General features: G+C 35.0%; 26 protein-coding genes and 1 other annotated feature. All 26 genes read left to right on the top strand.

Going from position 1 to position 18,889, the window contains the following annotated elements; all coding sequences use genetic code 11:
- Window positions 1–103: 103 nt before the first annotated feature.
- The 26 genes from HMPREF1252_RS05390 (at window position 104) to HMPREF1252_RS05270 (ending at window position 18,888) form a co-directional block, all read left to right on the top strand.
- On the top strand, window positions 104–331 hold the full coding sequence (locus tag HMPREF1252_RS05390; RefSeq protein WP_008902705.1) for a preprotein translocase subunit SecG: 228 nt from the start codon (window positions 104–106) through the stop codon (window positions 329–331).
- A gap of 21 nt (window positions 332–352) precedes the next feature.
- A complete protein-coding gene (locus tag HMPREF1252_RS05385) occupies window positions 353–2,356 on the top strand; it encodes a sodium-translocating pyrophosphatase (RefSeq protein ID WP_023059718.1) in 2,004 nt (667 codons plus the stop codon).
- A 228-nt stretch (window positions 2,357–2,584) separates the two neighbouring features.
- Window positions 2,585–2,652 (top strand) — a sequence feature (ribosomal protein L21 leader region).
- 13 nt (window positions 2,653–2,665) lie between these two features.
- Complete coding sequence (rplU, locus tag HMPREF1252_RS05380) at window positions 2,666–2,971, top strand: 50S ribosomal protein L21 (protein WP_008902703.1); 306 nt, start codon at window positions 2,666–2,668, stop codon at window positions 2,969–2,971.
- A complete protein-coding gene (locus HMPREF1252_RS05375; RefSeq protein ID WP_008902702.1) occupies window positions 2,971–3,312 on the top strand; it encodes a ribosomal-processing cysteine protease Prp in 342 nt (113 codons plus the stop codon). Before rplU ends, HMPREF1252_RS05375 begins: the two co-directional genes overlap by 1 nt.
- Window positions 3,305–3,592 (top strand): 50S ribosomal protein L27, encoded by a 288-nt coding sequence (gene rpmA / locus HMPREF1252_RS05370; protein WP_008902701.1) that lies wholly within the window; start codon window positions 3,305–3,307, stop codon window positions 3,590–3,592. The genes HMPREF1252_RS05375 and rpmA overlap by 8 nt, the downstream gene beginning before the upstream one ends.
- A gap of 100 nt (window positions 3,593–3,692) precedes the next feature.
- Window positions 3,693–4,958, top strand: a complete 1,266-nt coding sequence (obgE, locus tag HMPREF1252_RS05365; protein ID WP_023059732.1) for a GTPase ObgE — start codon at window positions 3,693–3,695, stop codon at window positions 4,956–4,958.
- 6 nt (window positions 4,959–4,964) lie between these two features.
- Complete coding sequence (gene yhbY, locus HMPREF1252_RS05360) at window positions 4,965–5,252, top strand: ribosome assembly RNA-binding protein YhbY (protein ID WP_008902699.1); 288 nt, start codon at window positions 4,965–4,967, stop codon at window positions 5,250–5,252.
- Window positions 5,249–5,839: a nicotinate-nucleotide adenylyltransferase gene (gene nadD, locus HMPREF1252_RS05355; protein WP_023059707.1), complete on the top strand. Its 591-nt coding sequence runs from the start codon at window positions 5,249–5,251 to the stop codon at window positions 5,837–5,839. The genes yhbY and nadD overlap by 4 nt, the downstream gene beginning before the upstream one ends.
- Complete coding sequence (yqeK, locus tag HMPREF1252_RS05350; protein WP_023059749.1) at window positions 5,832–6,398, top strand: bis(5'-nucleosyl)-tetraphosphatase (symmetrical) YqeK; 567 nt, start codon at window positions 5,832–5,834, stop codon at window positions 6,396–6,398. The genes nadD and yqeK overlap by 8 nt, the downstream gene beginning before the upstream one ends.
- The gene (locus HMPREF1252_RS05345; RefSeq protein ID WP_023059750.1) at window positions 6,391–7,284 is read left to right on the top strand and encodes an LCP family protein; all 894 of its coding nucleotides are present in this window, start codon (window positions 6,391–6,393) and stop codon (window positions 7,282–7,284) included. Before yqeK ends, HMPREF1252_RS05345 begins: the two co-directional genes overlap by 8 nt.
- A 9-nt stretch (window positions 7,285–7,293) precedes the next feature.
- Window positions 7,294–7,635: a ribosome silencing factor gene (gene rsfS / locus HMPREF1252_RS05340; protein WP_023059753.1), complete on the top strand. Its 342-nt coding sequence runs from the start codon at window positions 7,294–7,296 to the stop codon at window positions 7,633–7,635.
- A complete protein-coding gene (locus tag HMPREF1252_RS05335; protein ID WP_023059739.1) occupies window positions 7,635–8,009 on the top strand; it encodes a RidA family protein in 375 nt (124 codons plus the stop codon). Before rsfS ends, HMPREF1252_RS05335 begins: the two co-directional genes overlap by 1 nt.
- A 103-nt stretch (window positions 8,010–8,112) precedes the next feature.
- The gene (locus tag HMPREF1252_RS05330; protein ID WP_023059726.1) at window positions 8,113–8,637 is read left to right on the top strand and encodes a DUF177 domain-containing protein; all 525 of its coding nucleotides are present in this window, start codon (window positions 8,113–8,115) and stop codon (window positions 8,635–8,637) included.
- A 2-nt stretch (window positions 8,638–8,639) separates the two neighbouring features.
- Entirely contained in the window at window positions 8,640–8,819 is a 180-nt protein-coding gene (rpmF, locus tag HMPREF1252_RS05325; protein ID WP_008902692.1) for a 50S ribosomal protein L32, read from the top strand.
- A gap of 243 nt (window positions 8,820–9,062) precedes the next feature.
- Window positions 9,063–9,575 (top strand): molybdenum cofactor biosynthesis protein B, encoded by a 513-nt coding sequence (locus HMPREF1252_RS05320; RefSeq protein WP_023059738.1) that lies wholly within the window; start codon window positions 9,063–9,065, stop codon window positions 9,573–9,575.
- Between the two features lie 27 nt (window positions 9,576–9,602).
- Window positions 9,603–10,163 carry a YicC/YloC family endoribonuclease gene (locus HMPREF1252_RS09300; protein WP_023059748.1) on the top strand — a complete coding sequence of 187 codons (561 nt, stop codon included), beginning with the start codon at window positions 9,603–9,605 and terminating at the stop codon, window positions 10,161–10,163.
- Complete coding sequence (locus HMPREF1252_RS09295) at window positions 10,160–10,477, top strand: DUF1732 domain-containing protein (RefSeq protein ID WP_023059695.1); 318 nt, start codon at window positions 10,160–10,162, stop codon at window positions 10,475–10,477. Before HMPREF1252_RS09300 ends, HMPREF1252_RS09295 begins: the two co-directional genes overlap by 4 nt.
- A gap of 8 nt (window positions 10,478–10,485) precedes the next feature.
- A complete protein-coding gene (gene gmk / locus HMPREF1252_RS05310) occupies window positions 10,486–11,118 on the top strand; it encodes a guanylate kinase (protein WP_023059703.1) in 633 nt (210 codons plus the stop codon).
- Window positions 11,093–11,428, top strand: a complete 336-nt coding sequence (gene rpoZ / locus HMPREF1252_RS05305; protein ID WP_238318189.1) for a DNA-directed RNA polymerase subunit omega — start codon at window positions 11,093–11,095, stop codon at window positions 11,426–11,428. Before gmk ends, rpoZ begins: the two co-directional genes overlap by 26 nt.
- Window positions 11,429–11,490: 62 nt before the next feature.
- Window positions 11,491–13,797 carry a primosomal protein N' gene (gene priA / locus HMPREF1252_RS05300; protein ID WP_023059680.1) on the top strand — a complete coding sequence of 769 codons (2,307 nt, stop codon included), beginning with the start codon at window positions 11,491–11,493 and terminating at the stop codon, window positions 13,795–13,797.
- Between the two features lie 7 nt (window positions 13,798–13,804).
- On the top strand, window positions 13,805–14,287 hold the full coding sequence (gene def, locus HMPREF1252_RS05295; protein WP_023059698.1) for a peptide deformylase: 483 nt from the start codon (window positions 13,805–13,807) through the stop codon (window positions 14,285–14,287).
- Window positions 14,284–15,204, top strand: coding sequence for a methionyl-tRNA formyltransferase (gene fmt / locus HMPREF1252_RS05290; RefSeq protein ID WP_023059699.1), 921 nt, complete (start codon window positions 14,284–14,286; stop codon window positions 15,202–15,204). Before def ends, fmt begins: the two co-directional genes overlap by 4 nt.
- A gap of 2 nt (window positions 15,205–15,206) precedes the next feature.
- Window positions 15,207–15,908 carry a zinc metallopeptidase gene (locus tag HMPREF1252_RS05285; RefSeq protein WP_008902684.1) on the top strand — a complete coding sequence of 234 codons (702 nt, stop codon included), beginning with the start codon at window positions 15,207–15,209 and terminating at the stop codon, window positions 15,906–15,908.
- A gap of 1 nt (window position 15,909) precedes the next feature.
- On the top strand, window positions 15,910–17,163 hold the full coding sequence (gene rsmB, locus HMPREF1252_RS05280) for a 16S rRNA (cytosine(967)-C(5))-methyltransferase RsmB (RefSeq protein ID WP_023059734.1): 1,254 nt from the start codon (window positions 15,910–15,912) through the stop codon (window positions 17,161–17,163).
- Window positions 17,163–18,191: a 23S rRNA (adenine(2503)-C(2))-methyltransferase RlmN gene (gene rlmN, locus HMPREF1252_RS05275; RefSeq protein WP_023059744.1), complete on the top strand. Its 1,029-nt coding sequence runs from the start codon at window positions 17,163–17,165 to the stop codon at window positions 18,189–18,191. Before rsmB ends, rlmN begins: the two co-directional genes overlap by 1 nt.
- A complete protein-coding gene (locus HMPREF1252_RS05270; RefSeq protein ID WP_023059742.1) occupies window positions 18,169–18,888 on the top strand; it encodes a Stp1/IreP family PP2C-type Ser/Thr phosphatase in 720 nt (239 codons plus the stop codon). Before rlmN ends, HMPREF1252_RS05270 begins: the two co-directional genes overlap by 23 nt.
- Window position 18,889 lies beyond the last annotated feature (1 nt).

Raw genomic sequence — 18,889 nt, 5'->3', positions numbered from 1 at the left:
AAAGAAGAAATACGGGAATTTATATAATTTTCAATTGATTAAAGAAAGCTATTGTGATAGAATACATATGTTATAGACTAAGATAAAAGATTGGGAGGTCAGTATGCAGACAGTATTATCAATCATCATTCTATTGGTTTCTGTAGTAATAACAATAACAGTAGCATCAATGGAATCTGAACAAGCAGGACTTGGTACTCTAGACGGATCAGTAGAATCCTTATGGGGAGAACACACAGGTCAAAGCAAAAAAGAGAAGTTAAACAAAATCGTAACTTACTCATCAATAGTATTTATAGTATCTTTACTAGTACTACTAGCAATCCAATAATAAAAAACAGGAGGAATCATAATGAATATTCTAGTAATAGCACCTGTTATAGGGGTAGTAGCACTTTTATTTGCATTTATGAAAGCTAGTTTCATTTCTAAGCAAGAACCTGGAAATGACAGAATGAAAGAAATCTCAGGCTACATCCAAGACGGTGCTATGGCATTTCTTACAAGAGAATACAAAGCACTTGTATTCTTTGTATTGGCACTATTTATAGTTCTATTTATCGGACTAAAAGACATCAAAATTGCAATCTGCTTCTTATGTGGAGCACTTTTCTCAATCCTAGCAGGATATGTAGGAATGAAGGTTGCAACTAAAGCTAACGTTAGAACAGCAAACGCAGCATGGAAATCAGGACTTGGAAAAGCCCTTGACATTGCATTCTCTGGTGGAGTTGTAATGGGAATGTGCGTTGTAGGACTTGGTATCATCGGTATCTCACTAGCATATCTACTAACAGGCAAAGATCCTACAATCGTAACAGGATTTTCACTAGGTGCATCATCAATCGCTCTATTCGGAAGAGTTGGTGGTGGTATCTATACAAAAGCTGCAGACGTAGGAGCAGACTTAGTAGGTAAGGTAGAAGCAGGAATTCCAGAAGACGACCCAAGAAACCCAGCAGTAATAGCAGATAACGTTGGAGATAACGTAGGGGACGTAGCAGGAATGGGAGCAGACCTTTTCGAATCATACGTAGGAGCTCTACTATCAGTAATCACCCTTGGAGCAGTAGCATACCAAGAAAAAGGTGTTGAATTTGGACTTATAATAGCAGCAGTAGGTATCGTTGCATGTATCATAGCAGCGTTCTTCGTAAAAGGAGATAAGAACCCACAAAAAGCACTTAACATGGGAACATATATTGCATCCGTAGTTACAATAGCGGCAGCAGCATTCTTCTCAAATAGAATTTTTGGAGAAATGAAACCATTTATACCAGTTATAATCGGTATCGTTGTAGGACTTATCATCTCTAAATTTACAGAATACTACACTGCAGATTCTTATAAACCAGTTAGAACAATAGCTGAAGAATCAACTACAGGTCACGCAACTAACATCATCTCTGGACTATCAGTAGGTATGATGTCAACTGTTGGACCAATCATTGTAATCGCAATTGGAATCATTGCATCTTATATAGGAGCAGGTGGACATGGATCAGCAATCCACGGACTTTACGGAATCGCTCTTGCAGCAGTAGGTATGCTTTCAACTGCAGGTATGACAATCGCAGTAGACGCATATGGACCAATCGCTGACAACGCTGGTGGTATCGCAGAAATGTGTGAACTTCCAGAAGACGTAAGAGAAATCACAGACTCACTTGACTCTGTAGGTAATACAACAGCAGCAATAGGTAAAGGATTCGCAATAGGATCAGCAGCTTTAACAGCACTAGCACTATTCGTATCATATATAAACGCAACTGGACTAGAAGGAATTGATATTTCTAAACCAGCAGTTATAGCAGCAACATTCGTAGGTGGTATGCTTCCATTTGCATTCTCAGCACTTACAATGGCAGCAGTAGGTAACGCAGCTTCATCAATGATTGACGAAGTTAGAAGACAATTCAAAGAAATTCCAGGAATCATGGAAGGAAAAGCAACTCCAGAATATGCAAGATGTGTAGATATTTCTACAACAGCAGCACTTAGAGAAATGATTATCCCAGGACTTATCGCAGTTATAGTTCCTATATTAGTAGGAATATGCCTAGGACCAGAAGCACTAGGTGGACTTCAAGCAGGAGCACTAGTAACTGGAGTTCTAATGGCGATATTCATGTCTAACGCAGGTGGAGCATGGGACAACGCAAAGAAATATATTGAAACAGGAGCTCACGGTGGAAAGGGATCTGATGCTCACAAAGCAGCAGTAACCGGAGATACAGTTGGTGACCCATTCAAAGATACTTCAGGACCATCACTAAACATACTAATAAAACTAATCACAGTAGTTTCACTAGTATTTGCACCACTATTCGTTAAGATAGGCGGACTTTTCCTATAAAATAATAAAATCAAGGACTTCGCAAGAGGTCCTTTTTTATTGCTTAAATATATTCTTAAAAATATTTTTATGAATAATTATGTTAAAATAAAATAAAGTTATAATATTATTAAAAATTAAAAAAATTTAGAACGAAATTTACACAAATAAAAAATAAAATTTAATTTGACAAAAAATATTAAAAAAATCGTCTAAACACTTGAAACTATGTACTTCATATGATATTATAATTAACTGTAACCGCTCTAAGTAGGTTTTTAAGTAATACACCTGCACAGGCGAGTCTTAAATATTTAAGGAGGTGCTACAATGTACGCAGTAATTGAAACAGGCGGAAAGCAATACCAAGTTAAAGTTGGTGACAAAGTTAAAGTTGAAAAACTAAATGTCGAAGAAGGAGACTTGGTTACTTTCGATAGAGTTCTAGCAATAGGTGGAGAAGAGATTAAAATCGGTACTCCAGTGGTTTCCGGAGCTAAAGTAGAAGCAAAAGTTCTAGCTAACGGAAAAGGAAAAAAAGTAATCACATACAAATACAAAGCTAAGAAAAACGAAAGAACTAAAAAAGGCCATCGTCAACCATTCACATTAGTGGAAATCACTAATATCGCATAATGACAAAGGTCAGTATTTATACGAAAGACAATGTAACTTTCGGATTTGAATCGAAGGATCACGCTACTGGGATAGACGAATACGAAGAAATAGTTTGTAACGGAGTTTCTGCTCTGACACAGACGCTGTATTTTTCCCTATTAGAAGTATGTGGACTTGATGAAAATAAAATATACGACTATCAAGAAGATGGATATTTAAAAGTAATGATAGAGGATGACGCTTACTTAAGAGAAGATGTTAAAACACTATTCTCTTCGATGGAGCTGGGACTTAGGCTCATTAGTAAGCAATTTCCAATTAACCTAGAAGTAATTAAACTGGAGGTGCAAAATGATTAGATTTGATCTTAGACTTTTTTCATCTAAAAAAGGAGCCGGTTCTTCAAAGAACGGTAGAGACTCTGAAGCAAAGAGACTTGGAGTTAAAAAAGGTGACGGACAATTTGTACTAGCTGGAAACATCATAGTTAGACAAAGAGGAACCAAAATTCACCCGGGTCACAATGTTATGAGAGGAAAAGATGACACTTTATTTGCTACAGAAGAAGGAATACTTAGATTCGAAACTCGTGGCAGAGGGATGAAAAAATACGCAAGTGTTTATAAAATAGAAGCATAGTTAAGTCGCACAAGTTGCGACTTTTTTTAAATTTAGAGATTTTAAAAATTTTTTAAAATTTCATAAAATGATCATGTGATATAATATTTTGGAGGTTAATATGTTTATAGATAAAGCACATATCAATGTCCAAGCCGGCAAAGGTGGAGATGGAGCTGTTGCATGGAGAAGAGAAAAATTCGAACCAGCAGGTGGTCCACATGGCGGAGATGGTGGTAGAGGTGGCAGTGTAATTATAAAGACTGACACAGGTATACACACCTTGATGGACTTTAGATACAAAAGAAAATACAAAGCTCCAAATGGTGAAAATGGCATGAGTAAACTAAAATACGGTGCAAAGGGTGAAGATATCATCCTAAAAGTACCGGTGGGAACTCTTGTTAAGGACGAAGAATCCGGCGGAGTAATAGTCGATTTAAATAAGCCAAATATGGAATATATAATTGCAAAAGGCGGCAGAGGCGGTAGAGGAAATGCAAAGTTTAAAAACTCTACGAGACAGGCGCCATCTTTTGCGGAAGCTGGCAACTTAGGTGAAAATAGAGATATTGTTCTAGAACTTAAGATGCTTGCGGATGTTGGATTAGTTGGTTTTCCAAACGTGGGTAAATCTACGCTTTTATCAGTGGTTTCAAATGCGAGACCAAAGATTGCCAACTATCACTTCACAACCCTTGAACCAAACCTTGGAGTGGTAAGCCTTGGTCCAGAAGAAAGTTTTGTCCTTGCGGATATTCCTGGACTTATTGAAGGTGCATCTGAAGGAATTGGACTTGGGGACGAATTTTTACGCCATATTGAAAGAACCAAGGTTTTGATCCATGTTATAGACGCATCAGGATCTGAAGGAAGAGATCCAATCTCTGATTTCTACAAGATAATGGATGAACTAAAAGGCTATAACGAAAAACTTATGGAAAAACCTATGGTAATCTTTATGAACAAAATGGATATTCCTGGTTCTGAAGAAGGTCTTAAAAAGGTGACTGAAGAACTGGGAGATAAGTACGAAATATTTTCAGGTTCTGTTGCAACTACAAAGAATGTAGACAAACTTATGAAGTATGTCCTACATCTTGTAAACACTACAGAACTAGAAGAAGAAACCTATGATATAGAATATGTTGAACCAGAAAGAGAAGAAGGAATAAAGGTATATGTAAATAGCTACGGTGAATACACTGTTGACGGACCTTATATAGATAAACTTCTTCGCTCAACCAATTTTGACGACAGAGATTCAGTGAGATATTTCCAAGAAAATCTTTCGAAAAATGGAGTCATTGACAAGCTTCGTGAACTTGGAGCAACCGATGATGACACTGTAATCATAGGCGGATTCGAATTCGAATTTTTTAAGTGAGGTAGTATGATTAATTCAAAACAGAGAGCTTATCTAAAGAGCCTAGCCCACGATTTAAAGCCACTTATCCAGGTGGGCAAGAGTGGGATAACAGAAGGTTTACTTTCTCAAATAGACGCGTCTTTAGAGAGCCATGAACTTATAAAAATAACATTTTTACAAAACTCTCCTGTAGAAGGAAAAGAAGTAGTAGATGAAATAATCGAAGCTACTGGAGCTGATTTTGTAAATTTAATAGGGAAAAAACTAACTCTTTATAGAGAATCAAAGGAAAATAAAAAGATAGAGCTATGAAGATAGGAATTATGGGCGGCACTATGAATCCTATTCACTTGGCGCATCTTATGATAGCTGAGCATATTAAGGAGGATTTTAATCTAGATAAGATATACTTTATCCCGACGGGAGATCCTCCTCATAAGAAATTAGAAGTTTCAAGCGAAAAAAGATATGAGATGACAGTAATTGCAACTTCTGACAATAGGGATTTTGAAGTGCTAGATATTGAATCCAAGAGGGAAGGCAAATCTTTCACTGTTGATACGATGACTGAACTTTCCAAAACCAAAGATGAATATTATTTTATAATCGGAACAGATACCTTGTTCCTGCTTAGGTCTTGGAAAAATTTTGAAAAGATTTCAAAACTAACAAGATTTATCGTTGCAATTAGACCTGATTACGATGACGATTTAAAGATTCATGAAGAAATAGATAATTTAAAGAAGGAATTTGGGTTAGAAATATATTTAGCAAGCATACCTAGGTACGAAATTTCCTCTACCGATATAAGAAATAGGGTAAAAGAAGGTAGAAGCATAAAGTACCTGGTACCAGATGATGTTATTTCATATATAGAAAAGGAAGGTCTCTATGATTAGTATCGAACTAATTAAGGAAGATTTAAAGAAAAATTTAAAAAAATCTAGGTACGAACACTCTCTTCAAGTTGCAAATACAGCAAAGAGGCTTGCCAAGGTCTACAATGTAGATGAGGACAAGGCATATTTAGCAGGACTTATACATGACTGTGCAAAGTATGCAAAGGGAGAGGAATACGCAGCAAAACTATACAATGTTAAGCTACCTAAGAAGTATCTTGAAAATAATAAATTGATCCATACCTATGTGGGACCTATAAAAGCAAGAGTCGATTACAAGATTGAAGACGAAGAGATTCTAGACGCCATAGCAGCCCATACAACTGGCAGAATTCCTATGACTACGCTCGATATGATTATCTTCATCTCTGACTATATAGAGCCTAGCAGGGCGTTTAAAGGAGTAGATGAAGTAAGACATATGGCTTACGAAGATATAGTGCTTGCATCTATCATGAAACTGGACATGAACATTGAATTTTTGATTAAACAGAGAGCATCTATAGATATTTCCACTATAGAAACTAGAAATTATTTATTGGAGAAGAGAAATGGCTAAATTTTTCAAAGCATTTTTTATAACCCTACTACTAGTCATAATAATAGCAGCAGGAATGCTCGTATTTACAGTTTCAAAACTGGGAGCAGACAATCCTTCAGATATACTAGAAGGCCTTAAGGCAAGTAATGACAATATAACATTTTTACTTATGGGTGCAGACAAACTAGATATAAATAGCAAGAAGAGTTCTAGATCTGACACCATGATACTTTTTAATTTTAACTACAAAACTGATAAAATAAGCTTGATATCCATACCAAGAGACTCAAGAGTAAGCATAGATGGAAAGAGAAACAAAGAAAAATTAAACCATTCCTTCAGCTATGGAGGTCCAGAACTTACCCTTAAGACTGTAAACGAAATGCTTGGAACAAATATTCCTTACTACTTGGCAATTGACTACGACTTCGTAAAAGATTCTGTAGATGCAGTAGGTGGAGTAGAAATAGACGTTCCAATGGATATGCAGTACACCGACGAATGGGACGAGCCACCACTAGTAATAGATCTTAAACAGGGACTACAAACTCTAGATGGAAATAAAGCCATCGGATTTTTGAGATTTAGACATGGATACAAGGATGCGGACCTAGGAAGAGTAGGAGCGCAAAGAGAATTTGTATCAAGTTTTATTCATACACTTAAGACTCCAAGGGGAATCTTAGGAGTACCAAAAATATTAAATTCTTATAAACTTCACACAAAAACGAATATTCCTTTTGAAAACTTGGTTGAAATGGGTAAAAATATAACAAGATGTGATTTAAGCAATATGGAAACCATGACATTGCCAGGAAATCCAAAATACATTAATAGAATTTCCTACTTTATTTACGACAAAGAAAAGAGTAGAGAACTTGTAAGAAGTTTGGGAATTGAATAAGGAGGTACTATGGATACTAATAAGAAGTTAGAAATAATTAAGAAATCTTGCGAAGATAAGCTTGGAATAGATATAAAAATTTTAGATATAAAGAGGCTTTCAAGCGTTGCCGACTACTTTGTAATAGTAAGCGGGAATTCTTCTAACCAAGTGAGAGCTCTTGCCGATGAAATCGAAGATAAAATGGCAGAAGCAAAAGAATTTGTCAATAATAAAGAAGGACAAAACTCCATGAGGTGGATACTTCTTGATTATGGTGATATAATAGTACATGTATTCCACAGAGATGAAAGAGAGTACTATAATTTGGAAAGACTTTGGGATGATGAAGATCAAAAGGAGGAAAAATAATGGAAGTACTACACACTGACAAAGCTCCAGCAGCAGTTGGACCTTATTCACAAGCAATTAAAGCAAACGGAATGATTTTTACATCAGGACAAATACCACTATGCCCTGCAACAGGAGAATTAGTTACAGAAACTATTGAAAAAGCTGCAGAAAGATCACTTGAAAACAACAAGGCAATTCTTGAAAATGCAGGTTCATCACTAGAAAAAGTAATTAAAGTTGCAATATTTCTAGCAGATATCAACGATTTTGCAAAAGTAAACGAAGTATACGGAAGATACTTCTCAGATCATAAACCAGCAAGATCATGCGTTCAAGTGGCTGCACTACCAAAAGGAGCACCAATTGAAATAGAAATGATAGCATTAGCTTAAAAAATTGTCCCGAGATTATCTCGGGATTTTTTTATAATATTTAAAATTCTTGACAAATTTGCAAAAAAAGTATAAAATATTATAGCGCTTTTGAGGTGATAATATGATTTTAAATGTAAAGAATTTCCTTGAATCTCCAGATAAAACCTGGGAAATTAAAGGATTTCTTGAAGAAAATGAAAGCGACTATGTACTTGACGGAATAGATATAGAGTTTCCAATAGAGTATAGAGGAGTATTATATAACTTAAATCCAGAAATTAAACTTGATTTATACATGAAATATAAGTATAATACTTCTTGTGACAGATGTCTAAAGAAATTGCAAAAGGACGTAGAGTCATTCGTATGTTGCTATTTTATAAAAGATTTAGGTAACTTAGAAGATTACGACGATGCAATGACTGAATATTTTGAACTAAAAGCAGATGGGATCGATCTTTCAGACATAATCATATCCCAAGTCATCTCAGATACAAATAATAAACATCTTTGTAGTGAGAACTGTAAAGGACTATGTCCAAAATGCGGAAAGGATCTAAACGAAGGTCCTTGTGATTGTGAACATGAAAGGGAAATTGACCCTAGATTTGAGGGATTACTAAATCTCTTTAATGAGGAGGTGTAAGAATGGCTGTACCAAAGAGGAAAACATCAAAACAAAGAAGAAATAAGAGAAGAGCTTCAAGCTATAGATTAAACAAAGCTACAGTTGTAGAATGCCCTAACTGCCATGAGGCTAAGCTTCCACACAGAGTGTGCCCAAGCTGCGGATTTTACAATGGAAAAGAAGTTATTGCAATGGACTAAGTGCCACAGCTTATAAAATAAGCGCATGTGGCGCTTTTTTTATTTTTAATTACATAGAAATGATTTAAAAACAGTTGATTTTAAGATAAAAAATTAGAGATAAAATATAAAATAAGAATGCATTTTAAAGGTCATTCTGATATATTATATGTAAAGAAAACTATAAAAAATATTTAATATATATTTGAGAAATTTTTAGATTTAAAGAAAAAATTTAAATTTTTCTAACAAAAGGAGATAAAAATGTTTGGTGCACATGTTGTTTTAGTAAATGATTCATCATTTAATAGTGATGAAAAAGGTATGACTGGACCAAAGGTCATAGAAATTTTAGAAAAAAACGGATTTAACGTAATAGGCAAATCAAAAGTAAGCGATGAGAGATACAAAATTGAAGACGAACTAATAAGACTTGCTGCAGAAAAAGAAATAAAACTTATAGTAACAGCAGGAGGAACAGGCTGTGCTATTAGAGATAACACCCCAGAGGCTACATTAAATGTCTGTGAAAGAATAGTGCCAGGACTATCAGAAGAGATGAGAAGATGCTCCGCTTTAAAAGTTAGAAATGCAATTCTATCAAGAGGAGTATGTGGAATTAGACACGGGACACTAATTATAAATCTTCCAGGCAACCCGGATGCAGCAGAGGAAAATCTTGAGTTTATCATTGATCTACTACCATATGCTTTAGAAATCATGTCTGAAGAAAAGATAGATTGTTCAAAAACAGGAACTCAAAGACACAGAAGATAATTAATAATTGATTAAGTTGGTGATATTATGAAGTCCATGACTGGCTACGGAATGGCGCTTGTAAAGAGCGAAAATTATATGACAAAGGTGGAAGTGAAATCTGTAAACTCCAGGTACTTAGAATTAAACTTAAGAGTTCCAAAGGATTTTATGTCCATTGAAGACAAGATTAGACAGGAAGTAAAATCAAAATTAAAAAGAGGAAAAGTAGACCTATACCTAAGCTATGATGTTCAAAATCCAGATCTTCAAGAGTTATCTATAAACAAAGATCTTGCTAAGGCTTACTATCGAGATATGGAAGACCTTAGAAATATTTTGGAAATCGAAGAAAAGATAACTTTAAAAGACATAGTATTTTTAGAAGGAGTCTTGAAGAAATCTAGCACAAACGAAACTGACAAAGAACTTTTAAACCAAGTGCTGCAAACTGTTAGAGTTGCAGTAGAAAATCTGGATGAGATGAGAATAGCTGAAGGAGAAAATCTAAAAGAAGATTTAAAAACAAAAGTTGTAAATATAGAAGAAATCGTAGAAGAAATAAAACTTCTCTCTCCAAAAGTAATAGAAGAAAACGAAAAAAATTGACTGAAAATATATATGAGAGATTAAAAGAGGAAGATTTAGACCTTCCAAGGCTTACGACAGAGCTTGCAATTATGGCAGATAAACTATCAATTGATGAAGAAATTACGCGTCTAACCTCCCACATTTCTCAATTTAATGATATAATAAAGGATACAGATTCAGTAGGAAGAAAAATAGATTTCTTACTACAAGAATTCAACAGAGAAGCAAATACAATTGGTTCAAAGACCACAAGTAGTGAAATTTTGAAACTTGTGGTGAATCTTAAAAGCGAAATCGAAAAACTAAGAGAACAGATTCAAAATATTGAATAGGAGGCAACATGTCAAAAGGCTTTTTAATGGTGCTAAGTGGACCTTCCGGAAGTGGAAAGGGAACAGTAAGTGCCGCACTTATGAAAAAAAATAAAGAAATTGTATTTTCCACATCGGTAACCACTAGGACACCTAGACCAGGAGAAGTAAATGGTGAGAACTATTTCTTTGTATCGGTGGATGAATTTGAAAACATGGTGCAAAACGACGGCCTTTTGGAATATGCTTTTGTTCATACGAATTATTATGGAACACCAAAGGAATTTGTCTTTAACGAAATAGAAAAAGGCGAGATAGTCCTTTTGGAAATAGATGTTCAAGGAGCGCTCCAAATTAAGAAGCGCTATAAAGAAGCTGTATTTATATTCCTTCTACCACCATCCATGTCAGAACTTAAACAGAGACTTATAAATAGAGATACAGAAACCGAAGAAGAGATAAATACCAGATTTTCAAACGCCTACAAGGAGCTTGACTTCGTCGGGGAATATGACTTCTTCGTGGTAAATAATACGGTGGATCAAGCGGTGCAAGATATAGAACATATAATTGCAGCAGAAAAACTTAGAACAAAGAGATTTAAAAGTATAAAAGCAGAAGTGTTAGAAAGAGGTAATGACGATGATAATACCATCCTTTGAAGAAATAAAAAAAGTAACAGACTCTAGATATAAACTAGTTATGCTTGTTTCAAAGCGTGCTAGAAAGATCGTAGACGGAAACGAACCACTTGAAGAAACAGAACTACAAAAACCTGTAAGTATCGCACTTGATGAAGTTGTAAAAGGTGATGTAGTTTACGGACCAACTATGACTGACGACCAATACGACGAATATATCGAAGAACAAAAAAATGAAAAGCTAAATATACTAAAAGCAGAAATGTTAAAAGAAATCAAGCTAGATACAGTAGAAGAGACTGAAGCTATAGAAGACGTAGAGGAAGAATAATAAAATATTTTCTAATTGGATTTAAAGTAGGATTGTTCCTACTTTTTTTATAGGGAGAAACAATGTATATCAAGGTATTTATCGATAAGAGTGCATCCAGTTTCGATACACTTTACACATATAGAACAAATGAATATGTAGAACCTGGATGTAGGGTAGTAGTTCCCTTTGGAAGAGGAAATAGAACGGCGATAGGACTTGTACTCTATAATTTAGAAGAGAGTGACGTAGAAAAGACCAAGGACATCTTAGAGGTCATAGATGAAGAACCGATCATCGACGAAAAATTAATCGAGCTTGGACTATTCTTAAAGAAGAGGTACCTAAGAGGATATTTTAAATCATTTCAACCGATACTCCCACCGGGAGATATTAAGAGCATAGAAGTATACGCAGAAAGTGACTCTAATGAAGTTCCAAAAGAAATATTAAATAAAGACATAAAGACTCTAAGAGAAGAAGACAGAAAAGTTTTAAAAGCATATAAAGAAAAAGGTCTAGTAAATTTAAAATACAAAGTAAGAAGCGATGTAAAAGAAAAGTTTGTAACTATTTACAGATTAAGTGACGATTACCTTGACCTGCTTTTTAACAAGAAAATATCTACCCAAGGAAAATATGTAATAGAATACCTTTCAAAAAATGGGGATAGCGAACTAAAAGATATTTTAGAAGCTCTATCCATCTCCAACTCTCCCGTTAACACCCTAGTAAAACAAAAAATAGTCACAACCTATGAAAAGAAAGAAACTAGAGATCCTTACGGAGAAGAATATAAAACTATAAGGCATCCTTTAAATGAAGAACAACTAAATGCCCTTAACGGAATTTTAAATTCTGATAAAACTGTAAACCTTCTTCACGGCAAGACCGGATCAGGCAAGACAGAAGTATATTTAAAACTTGCAGAAGATGTAATCGAAAAGGGTGGACAGGTGTGCATGCTAGTTCCAGAAATTGGGCTAACACCACAGATGATTGAGAGATTTAGAGGAAGATTTCCGGGCAGAGTTTCCATTTTGCATTCTAGATTATCCCTTGGAGAGAGATTTGATCAGTACCTAAAGATAAAGAATGATGAAGTAGACATAGTAGTAGGGGCGAGATCTGCAGTCTTTGCTCCATTTAAAAATTTGAAGATGGTAATCATAGACGAAGAACATGATAATTCCTATAATTTTACCAGTCAAAATGCATATGACACTTTAGAAGTTGCAAAATTTAGAATGGAAGGCATAGGAAAAGTAGTCCTTGGATCTGCAACTCCAAAAGTAAACTCCTATTACAAGGCAGAAAAAGGTGAATACGGCCTGTTTAAACTTAAAAATAGAGCGGTAAAGGGAGCTCTACTTCCTAAGGTTCACATAGCAGATATGAGATCTGAACTAATTAGAGGAAACACCAGCATCTTCAGTGGAATATTAAAAGAAAAATTAGATGAAACTATAAAAAATAAAAATCAAGCAATTCTATTTTTAAATAGAAGAGGATTTTCAAACTTTGTAAGCTGTAGATCCTGTGGAGAAGTTATAAAATGTGATAACTGCGACATCTCCATGACCTACCACAAGGACATGAATATACTTCGTTGCCACTACTGTGGAGCGACGAAAAAAATGGTGACCACATGTCCAAACTGTGGATCAAGCTTTATAAAGAGATTCGGAGTAGGCACTCAACAGGTCGAAGCAGAAGTGAAAAAATACTATCCAGAAGCAAAAGTCTTTAGGATGGACAGGGACACCATGGGTAGAAAAGATTCCTATGACAAGATGTATGAAAACATGAAGTCAGGAAATATTGACATCTTAATCGGAACCCAGATGATTTCAAAAGGTTTTGACTTTGAAAATGTGACCTTGGTGGGAATAATTGCAGCGGATATGAGCCTTTACGTTTCAGACTACAGGGCAAATGAAACCACATTCCAACTCATCACCCAGGTGAGTGGAAGGGCAGGTAGAGGATCCATAGAAGGCAGCTGCGTAATCCAGACCTACACTCCAGATAATTATAGCATAACCCATGCGGCGAGAAGTGACTATGAAGGATTCTACAAAGACGAACTCTATGTGAGAGAAAAGATGGAGTACCCACCATTTGAAGAACTGATCTCAGTGGTTTTTACATCCAATAAAGAAGAAGGGCTCAAGAGTTTTGCAGAAGACTTTTTAGAAGTTTTAACTTATAAATGTCAAGACATGATTAAATATTCTCAAGTAACCACTATGCCAAAGATAAAAAATGTATATAAGGTGAGATTTATGTTAAAAGTAATGCCACAGAGAAGAAATGAGTTATTAACTGTGTTAGAATGGGTAAAAGAGAATATGAAGAATAATAGAATAGAAGTATTTATAGAATTTTGAGGTGAATATGGCAATTAGAAATATAAGGACAGATGAAGATCCGATACTTAGAAAAATTTCAAAAGAAGTTAATGATATAAATGACAGAATGAAGACCCTAATCAGTGACATGTTTGAAACCATGGACTACTCTAACGGAGTAGGTCTTGCGGCTCCACAGGTAGGGATTCTTAGAAGAATAATAACTGTAGACGACCAAGACGGACTTAGAGGAGCATTTATAAATCCTAAAATTATTGAAAAAGATGGGGAACAAGTAGGTCCAGAAGGATGCTTGAGCGTGCCTGGAAAACAGGGAACCGTAAATAGGGCAAACCATATTGTAGTGACCTACATGGATGAAAATGGAGAAGAAAAAACTTTGGAAGCTGAGGGATTCACTGCAAGAATTTTTCAACACGAAATTGATCATTTAAATGGAATACTCTACACCGATCTTGCTACAGAAATCCATAGTATTAAAGATGAAGATGATGAGGTGGAAGAGTGAGAATAATTTACATGGGAACACCCGAATTTGCGGTTAAACCATTTGAAAAACTTGCGGACAATTTTGAAGTAGTCTTAGCGGTTACTAATGAGGATAAAAGTTCGGGAAGAGGCAAAAAAATTACCATGCCTCCAGTTAAAAAGGCTGCTTTAGAAAGAAATATCGAAGTCTTTCAACCCAAAAATGTAAATTCTTCAGACTCAATAGAATATTTAAAATCATTTAACGCAGATCTAGTAGTAGTATGCGCCTATGGAAAGATTTTAAGAGATGGAATTTTAAATTTAACCGGAGATAATCCTATGAACATTCACGCTTCTATCCTTCCAAAACTAAGAGGGGCAGCTCCGATTAACTTCGCAATCATAAATGGTGATAAGGAAGCAGGAGTATCCATAATGAAAGTGGAAGAAGGACTAGATACAGGGGACTACTCTCTAGTTGGAAAGACTGAAATCGGAAAGAAGAATGTGGAAGAACTAGAAGAGGAACTTTCAGAAATGGGAGCAGACTTAATAGTTGAGTTTGTAAACAGATTTATAGATGGAAATCTAAATTGGACTAAGCAAAATGACGATGAGTCCACCTACGCTCCAAAGATTTCAAAAGATTTTGGATATTTAGATTTTACATCTATGGATAAAAATTATATCGAAAGACTCTCAAGAGGACTTACCAAGAAAAATGGAATATCAATCCTATATGATGGAAATAGAATTAAACTCGATGAAATAGAAGTTTCTGAGGGAAAAGGAGAGCCGGGAGAAGTTTTAGAATCTAGTAAATATTTAGAAATTGCTACAAAGGACGGCTCTATAAAGGCACATAGACTTCAATGGCCAGGCAAGAAAATGATGGATGCAGAAGATTTTTTCAGAGGTAGAAAGATAGAAAAAGGAAGTATAATAGGAGGCTAAAAATGTTTGGACAAACAGGTGGAGCATATTTAGGATATTATTCCTACATGGTATACGTACTACCAGGACTTATCCTTGCTCTTTACGCCCAATCTAAGATAACTAGAAATTATGCGAAATATTCTAAAATTAGAAATTCTCGTTCACTAACTGGGGCAGAAGTAGCAAGAATAATCCTCGATAGAAACGGACTTAGCGATGTAACCATAAGAAGAATTAACGGAACACTTACGGACCACTATGATCCTAGGGACAAATCACTTTCCCTTTCACAGAATGTTTATGACGGTGAGTCCATCGCATCCGCAGCAGTTGCAGCCCACGAAGTAGGTCATGCGATTCAAGATAAGGAAAGTTATAGACCGCTTGTTTTAAGACAGACATTGGCCCCAGCAGCACAGATAGGTTCAAACTTTGCAATAACACTAGTAATACTTGGAATGTTTGTGAGTGAAATACTTATAAATGTTGGGATAGCTATGTTTATAGTTGCGGTTCTATTTACAATCATCACACTTCCAGTAGAAGTGGATGCATCAAGGAGAGCGAAACTTCAGCTTGCAGATAATATAATGACAGAGCAGGAACTAGATGGGGCAAGGGACGTGCTATCAGCGGCAGCTCTAACCTATTTAGCATCTATGATAACTGCAATAGGTAACCTACTTAGGATACTTTCAATTGCAAGATCAAGAAGGGATTAGTATGTCAGTTAGAAGAGAAGCACTGCAGATACTCAAAAATGTATCTAGCGGTGCATTTTTATCAGAAGAATTAAATAAAAGTAGGAGCGAAAATATTGCTCTACTTAGAAATATAACCACTGGGACTCTTAGAAATAAAATTTATCTTGACTATCTTATAAAAAAGAATTCCAAGATCAGGTTTGAGAAGATCCACGAAGATATTAGAATAATACTGGAAATGAGTCTATATCAATATATTTTTTTGGATGGAATACCGGATTACACAATAGTAGATGAGGCGGTTAAACTTACAAAGAAGGTTTCCCACAAGGGAAGTGTCGGATTTGTAAATGGACTTCTTAGAAATTTTATGAGAACAAAAGATTTTGAAGTGGATTTAAAGGGAAGAGACTACTACTTAACCAGGTACTCTGTCCCAGAAAAATACTTCGACTACTTAGAAAAAAATTATTCAAAAGATAAATTAGAAGAGATACTTAAACTAAATAATACAGACGACAACTTCACCATAAGGACAAACTTCACAAAATTAACAAGAGACGAACTTATAAAATCTCTAGGCGTAAAATATAATGTAAAAAAAGATATGCTGACAAAATCTGGAATTATCGTAGAAGATCCAAAGGATATCTTTAAAACAGATGAATTTAAAAATGGAAAATTTTATGTGCAAGATTCTGGTTCAATTTTAATTTCTGAACTTCTAAATCCAAAAGAGGGAAGTTTGGTTTTGGATATGTGCGCAAATCCTGGCGGCAAGACCACTCATCTCTTAGAAATATTAAATAAAACTGGAAGAGTAGTAGCCTGGGACATAAAGGACATGGTGGAACTTAGAGAAAACGCAAAGAGATTAGGGCTTTCTAATTTAGAAATTGAAACTAGAGATGCTACCATTTACGACGAAAAGTATAATGAAAAGTTTGACTATGTGCTTTTGGATGCACCATGTTCAGCCATTGGACTTATTAGAAGGCATCCAGAAATCAGGTACAAAGAAGTAGATTTAAAAAGCATAACTTGTGTTCAAGAAAAACTGTTAGATAACGCAGGTAAATATTTAAAACCAGGCGGACTTCTCATGTATTCAACCTGTTCAGTATTAGAAGAAGAAAACGAAAATATAGTAGATAAATTTTTAGAAAAAAATAGAGATTTTGAAAAGATAAAGACCTTTGGAAAGGATACCTTTAAGACGGATGCTACAATGGAAGCAGATGGATTTTCCATAAGTCTTTTGAGGAGGATTTAATGTTTATAAACGATTTGACTTTTGAAGAAATGAAGTCCTATATCGAAGAAATTGGAGAAAAAAAGTTCAGGGCACAACAACTTTTTACCTTCTTCAACAAAAATAAAAAATGGGATTTGAATAGTTCTTCAAACCTTCCAAAAGATTTAAAAAGTCTTCCTGTAAGAGAGATAAAGATATTCGAGGAGTACCATTCCAAAATCGATGAAACGATTAAATTTTTATTTGAGTTAAACGATGGCAATTTAATCGAAGGGGTACTTCTTAAGTATGAACATGGATACTCTCAGTGTATCTCAACACAGGTTGGATGTAGGATGGGCTGTTCATTTTGTGCGTCAACAAAAGGTGGACTTATAAGAAATCTTACTCCATCGGAAATGGCAGGACAGATTTATTTAGTTGAAAATAAACTTGGAATAAATATTTCAAATATTGTGCTTATGGGAAGTGGAGAACCTCTAGATAATTATGAAAATGTAATTAAATTCTTTGACATCATCCACGATGAAAATGGAAAAAATCTAAGCAACAGATCCATTACCATCTCTAGTTGTGGAATAGTTCCAAGGATATATGATTTAGAAAAGTTAAAGAAACCGATAAATCTTGCAATCTCACTTCACAGTCCTTTTGACGAGGATAGAAAAAAGATAATGCCGATTACAAATAGATATTCTATAGAAGAAGTGCTTTCTGCTTCAAAATATTATAGTGAAGGGACAGGCACGAGAATAACCCTTGAATATACTCTTATAAAAGATGTAAACGATAGAGAAATCGATGCAGATGAACTAATAAGAATTACAAAAGATATAAAAGTACACGTGAATCTTATTCCACTAAATCCAATTAAAGAGTATAATAAAGGAAAGACATCACCAAAAGGTGCAAAGAAATTTCAAAATATGCTTTTAAAAGGTGGTATTAATGCTACAATAAGAAGAGAGCTTGGATCAGATATTTCTGCATCTTGTGGCCAGCTTAGAAGAAAGAGGTTGGAAAATGAAAATAGCAAAGCGAACTGATAAGGGATTGGTAAGGGCAAACAACGAAGACTACTTATATGCGAACTCTGAACTTAACCTCTTCATCTTATGCGATGGGATGGGAGGTCATTTAGCAGGAGAAACTGCAAGCAAGACTGCCGTCCTAGAAATAAGCGAATATTTTAAAGATTTAAAAATAGAAAGTAGTGAGGAAATTGAGAAGGCTATAATAGAAGCAATAGAAAAAGCCAACTCAAAAATACTAAAATTATCTTCGGAAAATGAAAAATACTCAGGTATGGGCACAACCCTATCACTAGGTCTTGTTTACGAAGACAATCTCTACTACGCAAATATAGGTGACTCCAGAATTTATGAAATGGACGAAGAAGGTTTAAGACTTTTGACTAGAGATGACACCTATGTAAACTACCTTCTCGATATGGGAGAAATATCGGAAGAAGAAGCAAAAAATCATCCGAACAAAAATGTATTGACTCAAGCGTTAGGCACAGAATCGAAACTAAAAAAGAAGAATGTGTTTGTCAGTCCTATAAAAGGAAAAATATTTCTTATGACTTCTGATGGACTAACCAACATGGTTACAAATAACAAAATAGAAGAGATATTAAAGAATGAAGATCTCGAAGCTGCCGCAGACGAACTTTTAAAAGAAGCACTGGATAATGGCGGAGTCGATAATATAACCTTTATAATATTTACAAGTAGGTGTTAAG

Origin of the sequence: Peptoniphilus sp. BV3AC2 (assembly GCF_000478945.1) — a bacterium.
Classification (GTDB): Bacteria; Bacillota; Clostridia; order Tissierellales; family Peptoniphilaceae; genus Peptoniphilus_B; species Peptoniphilus_B duerdenii.
The sequence above is the reverse complement of the archived record's forward strand: the minus strand, read 5'-3'. Positions and strand labels throughout refer to the sequence as shown.

Bases quoted from the DNA above. Each gene is read 5' to 3' on its own strand.
- HMPREF1252_RS05390 (WP_008902705.1), top strand. From the start codon at position 104: ATGCAGACAGTATTATCAATCATCATTCTATTGGTTTCTGTAGTAATA.
- HMPREF1252_RS05385 (WP_023059718.1), top strand. From the start codon at position 353: ATGAATATTCTAGTAATAGCACCTGTTATAGGGGTAGTAGCACTTTTA.
- rplU (WP_008902703.1), top strand. From the start codon at position 2,666: ATGTACGCAGTAATTGAAACAGGCGGAAAGCAATACCAAGTTAAAGTT.
- HMPREF1252_RS05375 (WP_008902702.1), top strand. From the start codon at position 2,971: ATGACAAAGGTCAGTATTTATACGAAAGACAATGTAACTTTCGGATTT.
- rpmA (WP_008902701.1), top strand. From the start codon at position 3,305: ATGATTAGATTTGATCTTAGACTTTTTTCATCTAAAAAAGGAGCCGGT.
- obgE (WP_023059732.1), top strand. From the start codon at position 3,693: ATGTTTATAGATAAAGCACATATCAATGTCCAAGCCGGCAAAGGTGGA.
- yhbY (WP_008902699.1), top strand. From the start codon at position 4,965: ATGATTAATTCAAAACAGAGAGCTTATCTAAAGAGCCTAGCCCACGAT.
- nadD (WP_023059707.1), top strand. From the start codon at position 5,249: ATGAAGATAGGAATTATGGGCGGCACTATGAATCCTATTCACTTGGCG.
- yqeK (WP_023059749.1), top strand. From the start codon at position 5,832: ATGATTAGTATCGAACTAATTAAGGAAGATTTAAAGAAAAATTTAAAA.
- HMPREF1252_RS05345 (WP_023059750.1), top strand. From the start codon at position 6,391: ATGGCTAAATTTTTCAAAGCATTTTTTATAACCCTACTACTAGTCATA.
- rsfS (WP_023059753.1), top strand. From the start codon at position 7,294: ATGGATACTAATAAGAAGTTAGAAATAATTAAGAAATCTTGCGAAGAT.
- HMPREF1252_RS05335 (WP_023059739.1), top strand. From the start codon at position 7,635: ATGGAAGTACTACACACTGACAAAGCTCCAGCAGCAGTTGGACCTTAT.
- HMPREF1252_RS05330 (WP_023059726.1), top strand. From the start codon at position 8,113: ATGATTTTAAATGTAAAGAATTTCCTTGAATCTCCAGATAAAACCTGG.
- rpmF (WP_008902692.1), top strand. From the start codon at position 8,640: ATGGCTGTACCAAAGAGGAAAACATCAAAACAAAGAAGAAATAAGAGA.
- HMPREF1252_RS05320 (WP_023059738.1), top strand. From the start codon at position 9,063: ATGTTTGGTGCACATGTTGTTTTAGTAAATGATTCATCATTTAATAGT.
- HMPREF1252_RS09300 (WP_023059748.1), top strand. From the start codon at position 9,603: ATGAAGTCCATGACTGGCTACGGAATGGCGCTTGTAAAGAGCGAAAAT.
- gmk (WP_023059703.1), top strand. From the start codon at position 10,486: ATGTCAAAAGGCTTTTTAATGGTGCTAAGTGGACCTTCCGGAAGTGGA.
- rpoZ (WP_238318189.1), top strand. From the start codon at position 11,093: ATGACGATGATAATACCATCCTTTGAAGAAATAAAAAAAGTAACAGAC.
- priA (WP_023059680.1), top strand. From the start codon at position 11,491: ATGTATATCAAGGTATTTATCGATAAGAGTGCATCCAGTTTCGATACA.
- def (WP_023059698.1), top strand. From the start codon at position 13,805: ATGGCAATTAGAAATATAAGGACAGATGAAGATCCGATACTTAGAAAA.
- HMPREF1252_RS05285 (WP_008902684.1), top strand. From the start codon at position 15,207: ATGTTTGGACAAACAGGTGGAGCATATTTAGGATATTATTCCTACATG.
- rsmB (WP_023059734.1), top strand. From the start codon at position 15,910: ATGTCAGTTAGAAGAGAAGCACTGCAGATACTCAAAAATGTATCTAGC.
- rlmN (WP_023059744.1), top strand. From the start codon at position 17,163: ATGTTTATAAACGATTTGACTTTTGAAGAAATGAAGTCCTATATCGAA.
- HMPREF1252_RS05270 (WP_023059742.1), top strand. From the start codon at position 18,169: ATGAAAATAGCAAAGCGAACTGATAAGGGATTGGTAAGGGCAAACAAC.